Genomic DNA, 19321 nt, shown 5'->3' with positions numbered 1-19321 from the left:
CCGGTGGTTGACTCCAGCCCATGAACGACGACCCGCCCTACGAGTTCTCCACCGACCCCGCCCGCATCGACGCGAACCGCGTGCACGAGCTCGTCTCCCGGCACACCTACTGGGCGAAGGACCGCCCGCGCGAGGTGATGGACGCCGCCATCGCAGGCTCCCGGCCCTACGGCGTCTACCGCCGGGCCACGGGTGAGCTCGTCGGGTTCGCCCGCGTGGTGACCGACGGCGCGACGTTCGCGTGGCTCGCGGACGTCATCGTCGACCCGGACCTGCGCGGGGATGGCATCGGCAAGCTGCTGGTGGCCGGCGTGGTCGCCGAGCTCGACCAGCTCGGACTGCGCCGCACGATCCTCGCGACGGCCGACGCCCACGGGCTGTACGAGCAGTTCGGGTGGACGCCGGTCACCGAGGAGTACAAATGGATGGAACGCCCCGGCAGCGCCGCCGGCGCGCCGGCACCTCAACCGGGAGCAGCCACATGAGCCTGTCCGTCGAGATCGGTGACCTCACGCGCGTCGAGGCCGACGCCGTCGTCAACGCCGCCAACTCCCTGCTCCTGGGAGGCGGCGGGGTCGACGGCGCGATCCACGCCGCCGCCGGGCCCCGCCTCCTGGAGGCCTGCCGACGGCTCCGGAACACCACGCACCGCGACGGCCTGGCCGTCGGCGACGCCGTCGCCACCCCCGCCTTCGACCTGCCCGCGTCCTGGGTGATCCACACGGTCGGGCCGAACCTCCACCGCGGCCAGGACGACCCGACCCTGCTCGCGTCGTGCTTCGCACGGTCGCTCGACGTCGCGGCCGAGCTCGACCTGCGATCGGTCGCCTTCCCGGCGGTCAGCGCGGGCGCGTACGGCTGGCCGGTGTCCGACGTCGCGCGCATCGCCGTGGTGACCACCCGGAACTGGCTCGTCGAGCACTCCGAGGCGGATCTGCAGGACGTGCGGTTCGTCGTGATCGACGAACGCGTCCAGCGCGCGTTCGACGACGTGCTCAGCTCGTGAGCAGCTTGCGCAGCTCCTCGGGCGTCGTCGCGATCGCGGCCGCGCCCGCCGCCTCAAGCTCCCCGGGCGCGGCGTAACCCCAGGTCACGCCCACGGTCGCGACGCCGTGGTGGGCGGCCGCGTGCACGTCGTGCTCGCGGTCGCCCACCATCACGACCTGCCCGGCGTCGGCCCCGAGGGCCACCGCGTGCGCCACCGCCCGCTCCACCACGACCTCCTTGCCCTGCACCAGGCCGGCCGCCTCCGCGACGGCGCCGTGCACGCCGTCCAGCCCGCCCTCGAGGTAGTCGTCCAGCCCGAAGTGCTCCACGATCTGCCGCGCGTAGTGCTCGGGCTTGGCCGTCGCGACCAGGAGCGTCAGCCCGGACTCCCGGAGCCCCGCGAGCGCCTCCGGCATGCCGGGGATCACCGAGTTGTCGAACATGCCGTGCACCTCGAAGTCGCTCCGGTAGGCGGCGATCACGGCGTCGGCGTCGGCGTCGGACAGGCCGACCCGGGTCATGCTCGACCCCAGGGGCGGGCCGACGAAGGTGCGTAGCACCTCGTCGGAGGGGACGTCGAAGCCGGCGTTCGTGAAGCCGGTGCGCAGCGAGGCGATGATGCCGGGCGCGGAGTCGGTGAGGGTGCCGTCGAGGTCGAGCAGGACGTGCGTGGCGCGGGAGGGGAGCGTGAGAGTCACGGCACGAGCGTCGCACAGGTTCAGTGGTGCCCCTGGTGCGCGTCCGCGCCCGGCACGTTCCGGGGCCCCGTCCCGGAGGCGGGTGTGGGTGCGGGTGTGGGTGCGGGTGCGGCCCCGCCGTCGTGCCCGGCCGCGTGGTGCTCCGGAACCGTCCCCGGCTCCTGCCCCGGTTCGACGACGACGAACTGTCCCATCATCCCCTCGTCCTCGTGCAGCAGCATGTGGCAGTGGAACATGTAGGGCACGTCCGGATCGGTGTAGTCCTCGAACCGCATGAGCAGGCGGTAGGTGCGCTGCGGCTCCAGGTACACGGTGTCCTTGGGCCCGGCGAGCTCCGGGGGCGGCGGGTCGCCGTCGACGGACAGGATGCGGAACTGGACGTCGTGCACGTGGAAGCTGTGCGGCATCGGCACGATGCTGCGCACCTCCCACACCTCGGTGTCGCCCACGGTGGCGGCCTCGTCGATCCGGGCCATGTCCATGCTCTGCCCGTTGATGTGCCGGTCGTCGAGCTCGAAGGTGCGCGTCACGGCCACGTCGTCCTCGTGCAGCGCGTCCTGCCCGGCGTGGACGGACGGCGTCCAGGCGGGCTCGGGCGACGGCGCGAGCCGGTCGGCGGCCCGCAGCTCCAGCACGTCGAACGCGTCGTTGCCGCCCATCGCGAACGGGACGACGACGCCGCCCAGGTCGGCCTCGAACGAGTGCAGGCGCGTGGTCTCCCCCGGCGCCATGCGCACGACGACCTCGGCGCGTTCGCCGGGCGCGAGCCGCACCTGCTCCAGCCGGACCGGCGCGTCGAGCAGCCCGCCGTCGGTCGCGACCAGGTCCATCTCCCGGTCCGGGAAGCCGAGCTGGTAGGTGCGCGCGGTCGATCCGTTGAGCAGCCGCAGGCGCACCCGCTCCGTGGTCACCTCGTGGTACGCCCCCGCCGTGCCGTTGGCCAGGACGATCCCGCCGAGCGTGCCGGGTTCGCTGCCGTTGTCCTCCAGCTCGAGCTGGCCGTCGTCGTCGAGGACCTTGTCCTGCACGATCACCGGGACGTCGTCGACGCCGTACTCCTGGGGCAGCTCGGCGCCGCGGGACGCGTCGTCGTCCAGGAGGAACAGGCCCGCCAGGCCGCGGTAGACGTGCTTCTCCGTGGCGCCGTGCGGGTGCGGGTGGTACCAGAGGGTGGCGGCGGGCTGGTCGATCTCCCAGGTCGGACGCCAGGTGGCACCCGGCTCGACCTCCTGGTGCGGCCCGCCGTCCATCGCGGCGGGCAGGTGCATGCCGTGCCAGTGCACGCTGGTCGGCTCGGCCAGCTCGTTGGTGACCTCGACGGCGACGCGTTCGCCGCGCTCGGCGCGCAGGGTCGGCCCCAGGTAGGAGCCGTCGAAACCCCAGGTGCGGGTCTCGACCCCGGGCAGGAGCTCGGTGGTGCCCTCCTGCGCGGTGAGCGAGAAGACGCGCGTGCCGTCCACGACGCGCGACGGCGCCAGGGGCGGGATCGCGAGCTCGTTCGTGAACTCGACCTCGTCCACCGGGGTGACCGATCCCGGGACCAGGGCGCAGCCCGCGAGCGCGAGCAGCGGGACCGCGAGCGCCGCGAGGCGGGCGGCCGCACGGCCGGAGCCGCGGCGCCTCATCGGACACCCCGGCGCAGACGCTGCACGCCCGCCGCGACGAGGCCTGCGAGCGCGCCCCACATGGTGTCGAGGGCGAGGGCCGGCACGAGGGTCCACGCCGGGCCGCCGCCCGGGCCGAAGCCGGAGAGCACCGGGACCAGCGTGCCGATCAGGGTGGCGACCAGGCCGTAGGCCAGGCCGGTCAGGGTCAGGGTGAGCACGGGGCGGGGCACGCGGCCCAGCCCGACGACGCCGATCCAGACGGCGGCGGTGAGGCCGATGATCGTCAGCGCCCGGGGTGCGCCGGTGCCGAGCGCACCCGTCAGGCCGGTGAGCGGCCAGAGCAGGGCCAGCGCGGACAGGCCCGCGACGAGGGTCCAGGGGACGGCCGCGGGACCGGCGTCCGCGGGGCGGTCGGGAAGGTGTGGTGAGGTCATGTCCCGACGGTGCCCGCCGGGGCCCGGGTGTCACATCGGCCCGGGATCGTCTCCTGGTGTCGCCCGGAGGCGACTCGAACCCTGGACCGTGGTCTGATGCCTCAGGGTCGGGCCGTCCGTAGGGTGTCGGGTGTGCCCGAGCAGAGCGAGGTCCCGCGGACCGCCGACCCACGTGCGGCGGTCGACCCACGCGTCACCGACGTCGCCCTGGCGATCGCCATGGCACTGGTGGTCGCCGTCGTCATCGCCGCGGATCCCGACGCGGCGCGGCACGCGGGGCCGGGGGCGTACCTGTTCGCGGTGGGTTTCGGGGCGCTGGTCCTGCTGCGGCGCCGGATGCCGCGCACCATGGTGGTGCTCACGGTGCTGGGTGTCTTCGCCTACTACACGTTCCAGTTCGCGCCGATCGGCATGGCGCTCCCGGCGGTCGCGGCGCTGTACTCGGCGGCGGAGATGCGCCGTACCGGCTGGGCGGTGGGTGGGGGCGCCGTGCTGGTCGCCGTCGCGACCTACTACCGGGTGACGGGCACCGCGGAGGAGTACCTGACGCCGTACGACCTGGTCACGAACCTCGCGCTGGTCGCGGCGGCGATCGCGCTGGGTGTCGCGGTGCGCCTCTCGCGGGAGGCGCGCGTGCACGAGGCGCACGAGGCCGAGCAGCGGCTGCAGGCGGAGCGGCTGCGCATCGCGCGGGACCTGCACGACGTGGTGGGGCACAACCTGTCGGTGATCGCGCTGCACTCCGGCGTCGCCGCGGAGGCGGTGGGGCGGGACGACGACACCGCTCGGGGCGCGCTGCACCACGTGCGGGAGGCGACGTCGGGCACGCTGCGCGAGCTGCGGTCGACGGTGCGGGTGCTGCGCGGGTCCACGCGCACCACGGGGGCCGACGCCGCGGGGCCCGACGCCGCGCCGACCGGCCTGGCCGGCGTCGACGCGCTGGCGGCGTCGGCCCGGGCGACGGGTCTCGCGGTCGACGTCACGCTCGACGTGCCGCCCGGCACCCTCGACGGCGCGATCGACGCCGCCGCCTACCGGATCGTCCAGGAGTCCCTGACCAACGTGCTGCGGCACGCGGACGCCTCCCGCGTGGCGGTGTCCGCGCGGGTCGACGGCGCCCGCCTCGCCCTGCGCGTGTCCGACGACGGCCGGGGTGCCGGGCGCGACGTCGTCCCCGGATCCGGCATCTCCGGGATGCGCGAGCGGGTCGCCCTGCTGGGTGGCACCCTGGGCGCGGGCGACGACCCGGACGGCGGTTTCCTCGTCGTCGCCGACCTGCCCCTGCGACTGGAGGGTTGAGACCTGCCATGATCCGGATCGTGCTGGTGGACGACCAGGAGCTCGTGCGCGCGGGCCTGCGGGCCCTCGCGGAGAGCGACGGCGACATCGCGGTGGTCGGCGAGGCCGCCGACGGCCTCGCGGGGGTGTCCCGGGTGCGGGAGCTGCACCCCGACGTGGTGCTGATGGACATCCGGATGCCCCGGCTGGACGGCCTGGCCGCGACCCGGGAGATCGTCGCGGACCCCGCGCTGGCGGGCACCCGCGTGCTGGTCCTGACCACCTTCGACGAGGACGAGCACGTCTTCGAGGCCGTCCGGTCGGGCGCGGCCGGCTACCTGCTCAAGGACGTGGCCCCGGCCGAGCTGCGCCGCGCCGTCCGCGTGGTCGCGGCGGGCGACGCGCTGCTCGACCCGGCCGTGACCGCCACGGTGCTGCGCGCCGTCGCCGCCGGCCCGGCGCCCCGGACCGGCGCCGACGATCGGCTGGCCGCGCTCACCGAGCGCGAGCGCGAGGTGCTGCAGCAGCTCGGCCGCGGGCTGACGAACGACGAGATCGCCGCCGAGCTCTACCTCAGCCCGGCCACCGCGCGCACCTACGTGAGCCGGCTGCTCGCCAAGCTCGGCGCGCGCGACCGGGCGGCGCTGGTGATCCTCGCGTACGAGACGGGCCTGGTCAGGGCGCCCTGAGGGGCAGGGCGCCCCGGCCACGGCGTCAGAGGGAACGCAGCCGCGGCAGCACGTCCTCGCCGAACTGCGTGAGGAACCGCTCCTGGTCGTGGCCGGGGCCGTGCACCACGAGGTGGTTGAGCCCGGCGTCGACGTAGGGCTTGATCATCGCGACGGCCTCGTCCGGGTCGGACGCGACGATCCAGCGCTTGGCGACCTGCTCGATCGGCAGCTCGTCCGCGAGCTGCTCCATCTCGGTGGCCGAGGTGACGCTGTGCTTCTGCTCCGGCGTGAGCGACAGCGGCGCCCAAAACCGGGTGTTCTCCAGCGCGGCGGCAGGGTCGCGGTCGTAGGAGATCTTGATCTCGATCATCTTGTCGACCTGCGTGACGTCGCGCTCCGCCTTGGCCGCGCCCTCGGCGACCGCGGGCAGCAGCTTCTCCGTGTACAGGTCCATGCCCTTGCCCGAGGTGCAGATGAAGCCGTCGCCCGCACGTCCCGCGTACTTCGCCACGAGCGGGCCGCCCGCTGCGATGTAGACCGGCACGGGGTTCTCGGGCCGGTCGTAGATGTTGGCGCCGACCAGCTCGTAGTAGTCACCCTTGAAGTCGACCGAGTCCTCGGTCCACAGCGCGCGCATGAGCTGCACGGCCTCGCGCAGGCGCGCGAACCGTTCCTTGAACTCGGGCCACTCCATGCCGGAGACGGCGGTCTCGTTGAGGGCCTCGCCCGTGCCCACACCGAGGATGATCCGGTTCTCGGTGAGCAGCGCCAGCGTGGCGAACTGCTGCGCGATCACGGCGGGGTTGTACCGGAACGTGGGGGTCAGCACGCTCGTGCCGAGCTGGATGCGGGAGGTGCGCTCCCCCGCGGCGGCGAGCCAGGCGAGGGCCGACGGCGCGTGACCCCCCTCGTGCCGCCACGGCAGGAAGTGGTCGGAGACCATCGCGCTGTCCAGTCCCACCTCCTCGGCGCGTACTGCGAGCTCAACCAGCTCGCGCGGCCCGAACTGCTCGGCGGACGCCTTGTACCCGATCTTCAGAGTCACGGTTGCGACCCTACGCCGCATCGCCCGGGTGCGGACCCGCTCGTCGCGCACATCACATCCTTGCTGCTCAGGGCAGATCCGACGACAGGGCAGAATCACCCGGGGCGGGGAGTTCTCCCCATGGCCGCCTCGGCCGGGTACCGCTAGGTTCGCCTCTGCCGGCTGACAGCAAGGGGGGAACCGATGGGTGAGGTCTGGGGCGCCGACGTCGCGCAGCTGCGCACTCTCGCGACCACGATGCGGGACCGGACCCAGGCGCTGGAGACCACACGGACCCTGGTGGACTCGCTGATCGGCGACCTGGACTGGTACGGCCCCAGCGGGCAGCAGTTCCGGGCCGAGTGGTCGGAAACGCACCGCGGCAACCTGTCCGCGGCCATCGACTCCCTGGTCCAGGCGGGCAACGCCCTGGACCGCAACGCCGACGACCAGGATCGGACCAGCGCGGACGCCGGGTTGGCGGGAGGCGCCGGGGTGGCCGCCGGCGCGACGGGGACGAGCGGTGCCGGGGGCGGCACGACCGCGACCAGCGCCCAGGCACCCGCGGCTCCCCCGGTGCCCACCCTCAGCCCGGACCAGTACCTCGACCTGTCGCAGGGCGAGCGCACGGAATGGCTGGCCACGGCGTCCGACGAGCAGATCGCCGCGCTCCTGGCCGCCATGGAGGCGCAGGGCCTGTACCCCGGGCCGGACGCCGGCCCGGTCGCCAACGCGCACTGGACCCGGCAGGCCGCCCAGGACGCCGGCATCGACTACCTCTCCTGGGACCCGCGCCTCGGCGCCGAGGCGAACCGCGCGAACATCGAGGCCGTCTACGAGTACTACGCCGATCTCTACCTGAACAACCCCGACCTGCAGTGGGCCGGCATGGCGGCGATGATCGGGCCGTCGTTCGCGGCCGGGTTCCTCGACCTGGCCCTGATGCGCGACGTCGCGCAGGGTGTCGAGGTCGGCGGCGAGGTGCTCCAGCACCTGCCGGGCGGGCTCGCCCAGGGGGCCCTGATCGAGCAGGTCGCCGGGATGACGGACGACGAGCTGCGGTTCTACGAGACCAGCTTCCTGTCGATGCAGCAGGAGATCTTCCGCGACCAGGCGTCCATGCACGCCGCCTACGAGCACGGCGGCATGGCGGAGATTCAGCGGATGTACGAGTCCGGGGCGATCAACGAGCGGACGTACGACGCCTGGGAGGACGTCGCGTCGGGTGACCCGGAGCGCGTCTCCGAGGGCAACGTCGAGATGCTGCGCCGGGAGCAGCAGGAGATCATCGCGGACGACTACGACGCCATGCGGAACCACCCGGTGACGGGCGAGGCGATGACCTACATGATGACCGTGGTCGGCGAGGCGTCGATCCCCGGCGCGGTCACGTTCGGTGAGTACGACCCGCTGCAGGTCACCGTGGAGACACCCGGACCGGAGCGCGTCGGCATCCCGTTCACGGGCATCTCCGCGGACAACCCGCTGCAGGGCTCGGTCACCGTCACGACCCCGCTCCCGGACGGGAACATCGCCGACGTCGGACAACGCTGGGACTACATCACGGCCGACACGCTGCCCGCGTACCAGGAGCTGCTGCGGAACGACCCGGGCCGCGCCCAGGACATCCTGCAGACCGACGTGTCGGACCGCATCGAGGAGTACCGGCTGACCAACCCGGACCGGCTGGGCCGCATCGTGGACCGGCTGGCGACGAACTGGGGCGTCGATGGCGACCAGTGACGTCCGGCGGCGTGACAGGGTGGGTGCCATGTCCGTACGACACGTGGTCCTCGCGGTGTGCGCGGTCCTCGCCCTCGCGGTGACGGCCGGCTGCACCGTGCACGTCGGCGGGGCGGACGACGACGGTGTGGAGCTCTTCGGAGAGGGGAACAGCATGCAGTGGGACCTGACACGACCGCTCGACGCGGAGACGCTGGGGCTGCCGGCGGACCAGATGGTGGTCGTCACCGTGCCGGAGGACGCCACGGTGAGCCTGACGCTCCCCACCGGCACCTGGTCCGGGAGCACCGAGGAGATGACGGTGACCACGCGGCACGGCTACGTGGACTCCGTCGACCTGTTCTGGACCGAGGCGGACGGCCAGGCCGCCGCCGACCGGATGGTGGCCGACGCCGGGCTCCTCGGCGTCGACACGGCACTCGTCGCCCAGTGGGCCGGGACCGCGCAGTGGGCCGAGACCGCCGACACCAACGAGACGCGCGCGAAGGACAACTACAACGGGTCGAACGGCGAGGTCTCCACCTCGATCAGGCCCAGCATGGCCGTCGGCGAGGGCGCGGGGACCCCCGTCCGGCTCTGGTACACGTTCTACGTCCGGGACGTCGTGGAGACCGCCGGCTAGTCCCCGCCTCCACCCAACGCCCGGTACGTCCGGCTCGTCAGCTCGTGGTCCAGGTGCGGCTCCAGCCACGCGCTGGTCTCCACCACCCGCGGCAGGGACACCCCGGTGGTGATCCCCAGCCCGTCCAGCATCCACAGCAGGTCCTCCGTGGCGAGGTTGCCCGTGGCCGACTCCGCGTACGGGCACCCGCCGAGGCCCCCGGCCGACGTGTCGAACGTGGTGACCCCGTGCCGCAGCGCGGCCGCGACGTTGCCCAGCGCCTGCCCGTAGGTGTCGTGGGCGTGCAGGGCCAGCACGTCGTCGGGCAGGCCGGCGGCGTTCAGCGCGTCCAGCAACGCGACGACGTGCCCCGGCGTCCCGACGCCGATCGTGTCCCCCAGGGAGAGCTGCTCCGCGCCCAGGTCCATCAGCCGCCTGCCCGCGGTGACCACCTGCTCCAGCGGCACGTCGCCCTCCCACGGGTCGCCGAAGCACATGGAGACGTACGCCCGCACCCGCATCCCCGCTGCGCGCGCTCGCGTCATGACCGGCTCGAACATCGCGTACTGCTCGTCCAGGGACCGGTTCAGGTTCCGGCGGGCGAAGGTGTCGGTGGCGCTGGCGAAGACCGCGATGTGCCGCAGCCCCAGGTCATAGGCGCGCTCCAGGCCGCGCTCGTTCGGCACCAGCACCGGCAGGTCGCGGGCGCGGTCGCCGAGCCGGTCCACCAGGGCGTCCAGCACCTCGGCGGCGTCGGCGAGCTGCGGCACCCAGCGCGGGTGCACCAGGCTCGTGGCCTCCACGTACGGCAGACCGGCGTCGAGGAGCCGTTCGACCAGGTCCACCTTGACCGCGGTCGGGACCACGGCCTTCTCGTTCTGCAGCCCGTCCCGCGGGCCCACCTCGTAGACGGTCACGCGCTCGGGCAGGGCCAGGTCGCGCACCACCTGGGGACGGCGGTACTCCCGGGACGTCCGCCCAGGCATCGGCTCAGGCATCGGCCACCTCCATGACGAACAGCACCTGCCGCGCCGCGACCTGCTCCCCGGCAGCGGCACGGACCCGCACCACACCGTCGGACGGCGCCACGAGCGCCACCTCCATCTTCATCGCCTCCAGCACGCCGAGCGACTGCCCGGCGGTCACCGTCTCGCCGTCGCGCACCTCCACGCGAGCCAGGGCGCCGGGCATCGCGGCCACCACGACGCCGTCGGACAGGTCGGCCTCGGCCGCGCGTGAGCCGCCCGGCCGGGCGAACCGGAAGGTGTGCCCGCGCGTGCTCACCTCCACGGACCGGGGACGCACGTCCACCACGAACCGGGCGGTCATGCCGTCCAGCTCCAGCAGGTGCAGACCGTCGGTGCCGGCAGCACCGCCCACGGCCCGGCACGACGTCGGCGGCGCGCCGTCGCGCCGCGCCTCGCCCCGGGCGACGCTCACGCGGAGCACCGCGTCGTCGAGCTCGACCCACGTGTCCGCGGACGGGCCGCCGAGCCGCCAGCCGTCTCCGCCGGCCCGCGCCGCGGCGGAGGCCACGGCCCAGGCGCCCGCCACCAGGGCGGGCCCCGGGTCCGGCGCGGGCAGCGGGTGGGTGTCCAGCCAGGCGGTGTGCACCTCGCCGTCGCGGAACGCGCCGGAGTCCGCGAGCGCCCGCACGAATCCGGTGTTGGTGACGAGGCCGCCGATCGCGGTGTCGTCGAGGGCGTCGACGAGCGCGTGCCGGGCGGCCTCGCGGTCGGGGCCGCGCGCGATGATCTTGCCGACCATGGGGTCGTAGGCGGCGGGGACGACGGTGCCGTCCTCCAGCCCGGCTTCGACCCGGACGGTGGTCGGGCCGGTCGAGGCGGGCCAGCGCACGCGGGTGGCGGTTCCGGCCTGCGGCAGGAACCCGCCGAACGCGTCCTCGGCGTAGATCCGGGCCTCGATGGCGTGCCCGGTGACGGCGACGTCGTCCTGCGTGTAGCCGAGGGGTTCGCCGGCGGCGACGCGGAGCTGCTGCTCGACGAGGTCGATCCGTTCGCCGCGGACGCGCACGACCTCCTCGGTGACGGGGTGCTCGACCTGGAGGCGGGTGTTCATCTCGAGGAACCAGGCGCCGCCGGTGCCGGGGGTGGTGTCGACGAGGAACTCGGCGGTGCCGGCGCCGGTGTAGCCGACCTCGCGGGCGAGGCTGACGGCCCAGGTGTGCAGCGCGTCGCGCAGGGCGGGGTCGAGGTCGGGCGCGGGGGCCTCTTCCAGCACCTTCTGGTGGCGGCGCTGGGCGGAGCAGTCGCGCTCGTGCAGGTGCAGCACGGTGTCGTGCTCGTCGGCGAGGACCTGCACCTCGACGTGCCGGCCGTGCTCGACGTACCGCTCCAGCACGAGGGTGTCGTCGCCGAACGCGGCGGCGGCCTCGCGGCCGGCGGCGGCGATGGCGGCGGCGAGCTCGTCCTCGCCGCGCACGATCCGCATGCCCTTGCCGCCGCCACCGGCGGCTGCCTTGACCAGGAGCGGGTAGGTCCGGCTCCCCTGCATGGCGAACCAGCCGCCGCTGACGTTGCCGAGCGACTCCAGCACTGGCACGCCCGCCTTCCGGGCGATCTCGCGCGCGGTGTCCTTGCGGGCCATGGCGTCCATCGCGGCGGGCGGCGGGCCTACCCAGGTGAGCCCGGCGCCGATCACGGCGCGGGCGAACTCGGCCTGCTCGGACAGGAACCCGTAGCCGGGGTGGACGGCGTCGGCGCCGGTCTCCTTCGCGGCGGCGAGCAGCGCGGGGATCGACAGGTAGGACTCGGCGGCGGGCGTGGGGCCGATGCGGACGGCGACGTCGGCGGCGCGGGTGTGGGGGGCGCCGGTGTCGGCGTCGGAGTGGACGGCGACGGTGCGCAGGCCGAGCCGGCGGGCGGTGCGGATGATCCGTAGGGCGATCTCGCCGCGGTTGGCGATGAGCAGGGTGTGCATCGTCATCACATCCGGAAGATGCCGTAGGAGGGTTCGGGGATCGGCGCGCCGGCCGTGGCGGCCAGGCCGAGGGCCAGGACGCGGCGGGTGTCGGCGGGGTCGATCACGCCGTCGTCCCACAGGCGGGCCGTGGCGTAGTAGGGGTTGCCCTGGGTCTCGTACCGGTCGCGGATCGGGGCCTTGAACGCCTCGACGTCGGCGGCGGGGGCGTCGGCGAGGTCCTTGCGCACGGTGGCCAGGACGGAGGCGGCCTGCTCGCCGCCCATCACGGAGATGCGGGCGCCGGGCCACATCCACAGGAAGCGGGGGTCGTAGGCGCGGCCGCTCATGCCGTAGTTGCCGGCGCCGAACGAGCCGCCGAGCACCACGGTGAACCGGGGCACGGAGGTGCAGGCCACGGCGGTGACGAGCTTGGCGCCGTCCTTGGCGATGCCGCGGTGCTCGTACTCCTTGCCGACCATGAACCCGGCGATGTTCTGCAGGAACACGAGCGGGATGCGCCGCTGGTCGCAGAGCTGCACGAAGTGCGCGCCCTTGAGCGCGGACTCGGAGAACAGGATGCCGTTGTTGGCCACGATCCCGACCTGGTAGCCGTCGATCCGCGCGAACCCGCACACGAGCGTCTCGCCGTAGCGGGCCTTGAACTCGGCGAGCTGGGAGCCGTCGACGATCCGCCGGATCACGTCGCGCACGTCGTACGGGGTGCGCGGGTCGGCGGGCACGTCGTACAGCCCGTCGGGGTCGAGCTCGGGTTCCTCGGGCGGCACGCGGTCGAGCAGCGGGGTGGCGGCCGGGGTGGTGGCGATGATCTCGCGCACGATCCGCAGGGCGTGGGCGTCGTCGTCGGCCAGGTGGTCCGCGACGCCGGAGGTGGTGGTGTGCACGACGCCGCCGCCCAGCTCCTCGGCCGTGACGACCTCGCCCGTGGCGGCCTGGACCAGGGGCGGGCCTCCGAGGAAGATCGTGCCCTGGTCCCGCACGATGACGGCCTCGTCGCTCATCGCCGGCACGTACGCGCCGCCCGCGGTGCATGAGCCCATGACGGCGGCGACCTGCGGGATGCCCCGGGCGGACAGGTTGGCCTGGTTGTAGAAGATGCGCCCGAAGTGCTCGCGGTCGGGGAACACCTCGTCCTGCATCGGCAGGTAGGCGCCGCCGGAGTCCACGAGGTAGACGCACGGCAGGTGGTTCTCGGCCGCGACCTGCTGCGCGCGCAGGTGCTTCTTGACCGTGACCGGGTAGTACGTGCCGCCCTTGACGGTCGCGTCGTTGGCGACCACGACGCACTGCCGCCCCGCGATGCGCCCGATCCCGGTGACGATGCCCGCGCTGGGCACCGCCCACTCGCCCCCGTACATGTCGTAGGCCGCCAGGGCCCCGATCTCCAGGAACGGGCTGCCCGGGTCGAGCAGCCGGTCCACCCGGTCGCGGGCGAGCAGCTTGCCGCGCCCGGTGTGGCGGGCGCGCGCCTCGGGCGAGCCGCCCTGGCGCACGCGCGCCAGCCGGTCGCGCAGCTGCGCGGTCAGGGTGCGCAGATCCGGTCCAACGCCGACGTCGGTGGTCATGTGCCGCAGCATAGTCCGCTGGTTAATGATCGTTAACCCCTCGTTCCGGCAGGTCGCTCCTAGACTGCTCCGGTGACCCCGCGCAGGCAGCAGATCCTGAGCACGGCGGCCGACCTGTTCGCCGCCCGTGGCTTCCACGGCGTCTCCATGGGAGACATCGGCGCGGCCGTCGGTGTCTCCGGCCCCGCCCTCTACAAACACTTCGCGGGCAAGGAGGACATCCTCGGGCAGTGCCTCCTGCACGCCTCCGACCAGCTCCTGGCCGGCGCGCGCGAGCTGCTGCCCGACGACGGCGTGCCCGCCGGACGGCCCGACGGCGCCCTCACCGCCCTGATCGCCCGGCACGCCGACTTCGCGCTCGACAACCCCGCCCTCATCGTGATCCAGGAACGCGAGTGGGGCGCGCTGGGCGCCGAGGCCCGCGCACAGGTGCGGGAGCACCAGCTCGCGTACATCGACGTCTGGACCGACTCGCTGCGCCCCCTGCGTCCCGACCTCGGCGGTACCGAGGCCCGGGCCGCCGTGCAGGCCGCGTTCGGCCTGCTCAACTCGACGCCGCACAGCGCACGCATCGGACGCGCGGCCATGCGGGCCCTCCTGACCCGCATGGCCCGCGCCGCCCTGCTCACTCCACCGGCAGGCCCAGACCCCGCGCGATGAGCATGCGCTGCAGCTCGGACGTCCCCTCGCCGATCTCCAGCACCTTCGCGTCCCGGTAGAAGCGGGCGATCGGCCCGTCCTCCATGACGCCGTAGCCGCCGAAGACCTGCGCCGCGATGCGCGTGGCCGTCACGGCGGACTCCGTGGCGTAGAGCTTGGCGACCGAGGAGGCCCGCCGGAACTCGTCGAGCGGCGCACCCGAGTCCTTCAGGGTCGCGGCCCGGAAGGTGAGCGCCCGGCTCGCCTGGAGCATGACCTCGATGTCGGCGATCTGGAACGCGACACCCTGCTTGCGGCCGATCGGCCCGCCGAACGTGGGACGCACGCCGGCGTGCTCCACCGAAAGCTCCAGCATGGCCTGGATGCAGCCGGTCGCGAGCGCCGCCACGGCCACGCGCCCGGTGTTGAGGCAGATCATGAGCTGCTTGAACCCGTTGCCGCGCTCCCCCAGGAGGTTGGCCTCGGGCACGCGCACGTCCTCGAAGCGCAGCGCGTGGGTGTCGCAGGAGCGCCAGCTCATCTTGTCGTGCAGGGGTTCGACGACGTACCCCGGGGTGTCGGTGGGGACGATGATCGCACTGAGCTCCGGGCTGCCGTCCGGCCGGGTGCCGGTGCGCGCCGCGACGGTGCAGACGCTGGTGATGGGAGTGCCGGAGTTGGTGATGAACTGCTTGGCCCCGTTGATGACCCACTGGCCGTCGACGAGCTCCGCGGTGGTGGTCATGGCGTTGGCGTCGCTGCCCGCGCCGGGTTCCGTCAGGCCGAACGCGCCGAGCCGCCGTCCGGCGACCAGGTCGGGCAGCCAGGTCTTCTTCTGCTCCTCGGTGCCGAAGGCGAGCAGCGTGCCCACGCCGAGGCCGACGCCGGCCCCGAGCGTGATGCCGACGGACTGGTCCACGCGGCCGATCTCCTCGACGGCGATGCAGAGCCCGGTGAGCCCGAGCCCGGACCCTCCGTACTCCTCCGGGGTGGTCAGGCCGAACAGGCCCAGCTCACCCATCTGGTGCACCACCTCGACGGGCAGGCGACTCTCCCTGTCCCATCGGGCGATGTGGGGCGCGATCTCGCGGTCGGCATAGTCACGTACCGCGTCCCGGAGCTTGGTGTGCTCCGGGTTCTCTGGTGTATGCATGTTGCGCATGTCACAGAGGTTAACCACCATTAACCTCACAGCGCCAGGCCCCACCCGGAGGACTTCTCGATGACCACCCTCAGTCAGGTCGCCTACGACGTCGTGGTGCTCGACCGACCCGACGCGCCGCCCGATGCCCCGCCCGTCACGTACGCCCGGATCACGCTCGACGCGCCCCGGCGGCGCAACGCCCTGTCCCTCGCCCTGCTCGACGAGCTGCGGGCCGCCCTGGACCGCGCCGCGCACGACGACGTGCGCGCCGTGGTGCTGGCGGCCAGCGGCCCCGCGTTCTGCTCGGGCGCCGACCTCACCGAGGCCCTGGCCGAGGGCATGACCGTCTCCGCGCGCCGGCTCGCCGACGTGCTGCGCGACCTGCTCGCCCTGCCCAAGCCCGTCGTGGCGCGCGTGCACGGGCCGGTGCGGGCCGGCGGCATCGGCCTGGTCGCCGCGTGCGACGTCGCGGTCAGCGCCGACCAGATCACCTACGCCTTCACCGAGGCCCGCCTGGCGCTCGCGCCCGCCGTCATCTCGCTCGCGGTGCTGCCACGGATGACGCCGCGCGCCGCCCAGCGCACCTTCCTCACCGGGGCACAGTTCACCGCCGCGGAGGCCGCCGAGTGGGGCCTGGTGACCCGGGCGGTGCCGCTGGAGCACCTCGACGACGAGGTGGACGCCGTCCTCGACGGCCTGGCCGCCGCCGACCCGCAGGGGCTGGCCGCGACCAAGGAGCTGCTCAACGCGGACGTGCTGGCCCGCTTCGACGCGCACGTGGACGACGTCGTGGTCTCCTCGGCGGAGCTGTTCGGCTCGGAGCGCGCCCGGGCGGCGATGGAGAAGCTGCTGGCGCGCTGACCGGATGAGGCCCGAGGGGACGCGGGCTGATTGGATGGGGGCGTGGCTACCCGGATCTCCCAGCGCAACGCACGCTTCCAGCAGCTCCAGACCCTCGTGACGAACCGCAACAAGCGGCACCGCGCGGGCGAGTTCCTGGTGCAGGGCGTGCGGCCGATCACGATGGCCGTCGAGCACGGCTGGGAGGTCCGCGCCCTGCTGTACGACGCCGAGCGCCGGCTCTCGCAGTGGGCCCGGGACCTGCTCGCGGCCCACCCGCACACCGAGCACGTGAAGATGGCACCCGACCTGCTGGCCGAGCTCGCCGAGAAGGAGGACGCCGAGCTGCTGGCGGTCATCGCGATGCGGCCCGACGACCTGGACCGCATCGAGGCGGGCCCGGACTTCCTCGGCGTCGTGTTCGACCGGCCCACGCAGCCGGGCAACATCGGCGCGGTCGTGCGGTCGGCCGACGCGTTCGGCGCCCACGGCGTGATCACCACGGGGCACGCCGCCGACGCCTACGACCCCAAGTCCGTGCGGGCCAGCACCGGCTCGTTCTTCGCGATGCCGGTGGTGCGCTCCCCCTCCACGGCGGAGGTCATGGACTGGGTGACGGCGCGCCGGGCCGCCGGACTGCCCCTCGTGGTCGTGGCCACGGACGAGCACGGCGACGCCGACGTCTCCGCCTACGACCTGACCCAGCCCGTCCTGCTCCTGGTCGGCAACGAGACCACGGGCCTGACCCAGTCGTGGCGGGACGCCGCAGACGTGACGCTGAGCATCCCGATGACGGGCTCCGCGAGCTCGCTCAACGCCGCGAACGCGGCCACGGTGGTGCTCTACGAGGCCCGCCGCCAGCGCCTCGCGGGCTAGAGCTCGATGGAGAGCATGCGCGAGCCCGTCGTCTTGGTGTAGCCCAGGCTCGCGTACAAGCCGTGGGCGCCGCTCGGGTTGGCCGTGTCGACGTCGAGCGCGGCGTACTCCATGCCGTCGGCGGCGAAGGCCCGCATGCTCGCCGCGAGCGCCGCGAGCGCGGCCTTGCGGCCCCGGTAGGAGCGGCGCGCGCCGAGGATGTCGATGTACCCGAAGGAGTACCCGCGCACCGCGAAGTCCTCGGGGTAGTGACCGGCCAGGGAGTAGCCCACCACGAGCGGCTCGCCCGCCCGGAGCGCGGCGGCGGTCTCGGGCTCGATGTCGGGCGAGGCGAGCAGCGCGTCGACGTCGGGGGCGTCGTCGACCACGACGAAGGACCACTGCGGCGCGAAGCCCGCGCGTTCGGCCCACTGCTCGCGGGTCTGCGGCTGGCTGCCCCAGTGGTCGCGGAAGGCGTCGTTGTGTGCCAGGCGGGTGGCCTCGTCGAGCGCCTCGGACCACGGGGCGAGCCGCAGCGACCCGGACAGCGCCACCTCGGGCACGGGGGCGGCGTCGGGGCCGGTCAGGGGGCGCGCGAGGTCGGAGTAGTAGCGGCGCACCTCCATGCCGGCCCGCTCGTACAGGCGCTGCTTGCTCGCCGGCCCGTCGTCCTCGGCGAACACCGCGATCCGGGCGGGCACGTCCTTGCCCGACGCCGCCAGCAGCTGCCGGGCGCGGCCGATCGCCCAGGCCAGCACCTCGCGGCCGATGCCCTCGCCGCGCCGGTCGGGGTGCACACCACCCCAGGTGAAGGCCCGCACCGCGGTGACGTCACCGGGCGGGCTGACGACGTAGCCCCAGGCCACGAGGGCGCCGTCGGCGTCGAAGCCGAGCAGGGAGTCGCGGCTCATGTCGCGCCAGGTGCCGTCGAAGATCTCCTCGATCTCCTCGGCGGTCTCGACGTACGGCTCGGCGTCGGCGCGGGCGATGTGGTTGCGCAGGGCGAGCCACACGGGCACGTCCTCGCGGGTGGCGGGGCGCCAGGTGAGGTTGCCCGCTGTGGGCACGGTCACGGCCGCCGGGGCGGCGGCGCGCTCGGCGATCGGGGCAGGAACGGCCGGGTCGGGGCCGGTCGGGGCGGAGTCGTCGGTCTCGGTGGTCATGGTGCTTCCTTCAGGGCTCGTCGGACTCACAGCTCGATGGCGTACAGGGTGGAGCCGTCGCTCTTGGCGTAGCCCAGCCGGGCGTACAGGGCGGGGGCGCCGGTCGGGTTGTCGGTGTCGACGTCGAGCTCGGCGTGCTGCATGCCGTCGTCGGCGAAGACGCGCATGGCGTGCGTCAGCAGCGCGACGGCGATGCGGCGGCCGCGGTAGGCGCGGCGCACGCCCAGCAGCTCGGTGTAGCCGGCGGTGTAGCCCTGCGTCGCCCAGTCGTGCTCGTGCCGCCCGGCGCGGTGCAGCCCCACGATGTACGGGGTGCCGGGCGCGACCGTCGTGTCCCCCGGCTGCTCGTGCTCGGAGCCCGGGTAGCGCACCGACTCGTCGACCACGAGGAACGACCACTGCGGCGCGAAGGAGCTGCGGTACGCCCGCCAGGACTCGGCGGTGCGCGGCTGGCTGCCCCAGTGGTCCCGGAACGCGTCGTTGCGGGCCAGCCGCGCGGCGTCCTCCAGGGCGTCGGTCCACGGGACCAGCCGCAGCGGCGGCTCCAGGCCGACCGCGGGCACGGGCGCGCCCAGGTCGCGCAGCAGGTTGGCGTAGTAGCGCACGGGCTCGAACCCGCCCGCGCGCAGCAGGTCGCGCCGCTCGGCCGGGTCGCCGTCCACGAGGTCCACGGCGATCCGCGCGGGCAGCCCGGCCAGCCGCGGGTCGCCGTCGTGCGCCGCGAGCGCCTGCCGGGCGCGGCCCGTGGCCCAGGCCAGCAGCTCGGTGCCGATGCCCTCGCCGCGGCGGCTCGGGTGCACACCGCCGACGAGCCAGGACCGCAGGATGGTGGCGCCCTCGGTGGGGAACTGCTCGGCGTGGGCGTACGCGAGCGGTGTGCCGTCGGCGTCGATGCCCAGCAGCGTGTGCGCCGGGTCGTACGCGGGGGCGCCGAAGGTCTCGGCGATCTCGTCGGCGGGCGTGAACCAGTCGCGGCCGTCGGCCTCCTGGACGGCGCGCACGAGCGCCGTCAGCGCGGGCACGTCCGCCCGAGTCCAGGGGCGCCAGGTGAGGCCGCCCGCGGTCGGGTGCGTCAGGTCGGCCGGCGCGGCGGCGCGGTCGGCGATGGTGGCGCGCACGGGAGGCATGCCGC

19 protein-coding genes are annotated in these 19321 nt (G+C 74.0%); 9 read left to right on the top strand and 10 right to left on the bottom strand.

Going from position 1 to position 19321, the window contains the following annotated elements:
* Positions 1-20 precede the first annotated feature (20 nt).
* A complete protein-coding gene (locus ACIPN7_RS20670; protein ID WP_400546555.1) occupies positions 21-485 on the top strand; it encodes a GNAT family N-acetyltransferase in 465 nt (154 codons plus the stop codon).
* Positions 482-1006: an O-acetyl-ADP-ribose deacetylase gene (locus ACIPN7_RS20665; protein WP_400546552.1), complete on the top strand. Its 525-nt coding sequence runs from the start codon at positions 482-484 to the stop codon at positions 1004-1006. The genes ACIPN7_RS20670 and ACIPN7_RS20665 overlap by 4 nt, the downstream gene beginning before the upstream one ends.
* Here the strand turns inward: ACIPN7_RS20665 and ACIPN7_RS20660 are convergent.
* From ACIPN7_RS20660 to ACIPN7_RS20650, 3 genes are read right to left on the bottom strand one after another with little or no spacing between them, the layout of a single operon-like run.
* The gene (locus ACIPN7_RS20660) at positions 996-1685 is read right to left on the bottom strand and encodes an HAD hydrolase-like protein (RefSeq protein ID WP_400546549.1); all 690 of its coding nucleotides are present in this window, start codon (positions 1683-1685) and stop codon (positions 996-998) included. The two genes, ACIPN7_RS20665 and ACIPN7_RS20660, sit on opposite strands and share 11 nt — an antisense overlap.
* Positions 1686-1705: 20 nt before the next feature.
* Positions 1706-3310 (bottom strand): multicopper oxidase family protein, encoded by a 1605-nt coding sequence (locus ACIPN7_RS20655; protein WP_400546546.1) that lies wholly within the window; start codon positions 3308-3310, stop codon positions 1706-1708.
* On the bottom strand, positions 3307-3726 hold the full coding sequence (locus ACIPN7_RS20650; RefSeq protein WP_400546543.1) for a hypothetical protein: 420 nt from the start codon (positions 3724-3726) through the stop codon (positions 3307-3309). The genes ACIPN7_RS20655 and ACIPN7_RS20650 overlap by 4 nt, the downstream gene beginning before the upstream one ends.
* 132 nt (positions 3727-3858) lie before the next feature.
* On the opposite strand from ACIPN7_RS20650, the gene ACIPN7_RS20645 reads away from it, so the two are divergent.
* Complete coding sequence (locus ACIPN7_RS20645) at positions 3859-5025, top strand: sensor histidine kinase (RefSeq protein WP_400546540.1); 1167 nt, start codon at positions 3859-3861, stop codon at positions 5023-5025.
* A gap of 8 nt (positions 5026-5033) precedes the next feature.
* Entirely contained in the window at positions 5034-5693 is a 660-nt protein-coding gene (locus ACIPN7_RS20640) for a response regulator (protein ID WP_400546537.1), read from the top strand.
* 25 nt (positions 5694-5718) lie between these two features.
* On the opposite strand, the gene fgd is transcribed toward ACIPN7_RS20640, so the two are convergent.
* A complete protein-coding gene (gene fgd / locus ACIPN7_RS20635; protein ID WP_400546534.1) occupies positions 5719-6720 on the bottom strand; it encodes a glucose-6-phosphate dehydrogenase (coenzyme-F420) in 1002 nt (333 codons plus the stop codon).
* A gap of 183 nt (positions 6721-6903) precedes the next feature.
* Between fgd and ACIPN7_RS20630 the strand changes: the two genes are divergently transcribed.
* Together ACIPN7_RS20630 and ACIPN7_RS20625 are read left to right on the top strand one after the other, a co-directional pair.
* On the top strand, positions 6904-8442 hold the full coding sequence (locus ACIPN7_RS20630; RefSeq protein ID WP_400546531.1) for a WXG100 family type VII secretion target: 1539 nt from the start codon (positions 6904-6906) through the stop codon (positions 8440-8442).
* Positions 8443-8470: 28 nt separating this feature from the next.
* Positions 8471-9064 carry a hypothetical protein gene (locus tag ACIPN7_RS20625; RefSeq protein ID WP_400546528.1) on the top strand — a complete coding sequence of 198 codons (594 nt, stop codon included), beginning with the start codon at positions 8471-8473 and terminating at the stop codon, positions 9062-9064.
* Here ACIPN7_RS20625 and ACIPN7_RS20620 read toward each other — a convergent pair.
* From ACIPN7_RS20620 to ACIPN7_RS20610, 3 genes are read right to left on the bottom strand one after another with little or no spacing between them, the layout of a single operon-like run.
* Positions 9061-10041 carry a hydroxymethylglutaryl-CoA lyase gene (locus ACIPN7_RS20620; RefSeq protein ID WP_400546525.1) on the bottom strand — a complete coding sequence of 327 codons (981 nt, stop codon included), beginning with the start codon at positions 10039-10041 and terminating at the stop codon, positions 9061-9063. The two genes, ACIPN7_RS20625 and ACIPN7_RS20620, sit on opposite strands and share 4 nt — an antisense overlap.
* Entirely contained in the window at positions 10034-11989 is a 1956-nt protein-coding gene (locus tag ACIPN7_RS20615) for a biotin carboxylase N-terminal domain-containing protein (protein WP_400546522.1), read from the bottom strand. The genes ACIPN7_RS20620 and ACIPN7_RS20615 overlap by 8 nt, the downstream gene beginning before the upstream one ends.
* Complete coding sequence (locus ACIPN7_RS20610; RefSeq protein ID WP_400546519.1) at positions 11989-13548, bottom strand: carboxyl transferase domain-containing protein; 1560 nt, start codon at positions 13546-13548, stop codon at positions 11989-11991. The genes ACIPN7_RS20615 and ACIPN7_RS20610 overlap by 1 nt, the downstream gene beginning before the upstream one ends.
* A 72-nt stretch (positions 13549-13620) precedes the next feature.
* On the opposite strand from ACIPN7_RS20610, the gene ACIPN7_RS20605 reads away from it, so the two are divergent.
* A complete protein-coding gene (locus ACIPN7_RS20605; protein WP_400546516.1) occupies positions 13621-14208 on the top strand; it encodes a TetR/AcrR family transcriptional regulator in 588 nt (195 codons plus the stop codon).
* On the opposite strand, the gene ACIPN7_RS20600 is transcribed toward ACIPN7_RS20605, so the two are convergent.
* Positions 14174-15349, bottom strand: coding sequence for an acyl-CoA dehydrogenase family protein (locus ACIPN7_RS20600; RefSeq protein ID WP_400546513.1), 1176 nt, complete (start codon positions 15347-15349; stop codon positions 14174-14176). The two genes, ACIPN7_RS20605 and ACIPN7_RS20600, sit on opposite strands and share 35 nt — an antisense overlap.
* Before the next feature lie 60 nt (positions 15350-15409).
* Between ACIPN7_RS20600 and ACIPN7_RS20595 the strand changes: the two genes are divergently transcribed.
* Together ACIPN7_RS20595 and ACIPN7_RS20590 are read left to right on the top strand one after the other, a co-directional pair.
* Complete coding sequence (locus ACIPN7_RS20595; protein WP_400546510.1) at positions 15410-16192, top strand: enoyl-CoA hydratase-related protein; 783 nt, start codon at positions 15410-15412, stop codon at positions 16190-16192.
* A 42-nt stretch (positions 16193-16234) separates the two neighbouring features.
* Positions 16235-17047 carry a TrmH family RNA methyltransferase gene (locus tag ACIPN7_RS20590; protein WP_400546507.1) on the top strand — a complete coding sequence of 271 codons (813 nt, stop codon included), beginning with the start codon at positions 16235-16237 and terminating at the stop codon, positions 17045-17047.
* Here the strand turns inward: ACIPN7_RS20590 and ACIPN7_RS20585 are convergent.
* Both ACIPN7_RS20585 and ACIPN7_RS20580 read right to left on the bottom strand, forming a co-directional pair.
* Positions 17044-18189: a GNAT family N-acetyltransferase gene (locus ACIPN7_RS20585; RefSeq protein WP_400546504.1), complete on the bottom strand. Its 1146-nt coding sequence runs from the start codon at positions 18187-18189 to the stop codon at positions 17044-17046. The two genes, ACIPN7_RS20590 and ACIPN7_RS20585, sit on opposite strands and share 4 nt — an antisense overlap.
* A gap of 26 nt (positions 18190-18215) precedes the next feature.
* Positions 18216-19316, bottom strand: coding sequence for a GNAT family N-acetyltransferase (locus ACIPN7_RS20580; RefSeq protein ID WP_400546501.1), 1101 nt, complete (start codon positions 19314-19316; stop codon positions 18216-18218).
* Between the last annotated feature and the right edge of the window lie 5 nt (positions 19317-19321).

Origin of the sequence: Promicromonospora sp. NPDC090134 (assembly GCF_044746965.1) — a bacterium.
Lineage (GTDB): Bacteria > Actinomycetota > Actinomycetes > Actinomycetales > Cellulomonadaceae > Promicromonospora.
Note: the sequence above shows the minus strand (reverse complement) of the source record. Positions and strands in the feature narration are given on the sequence as shown.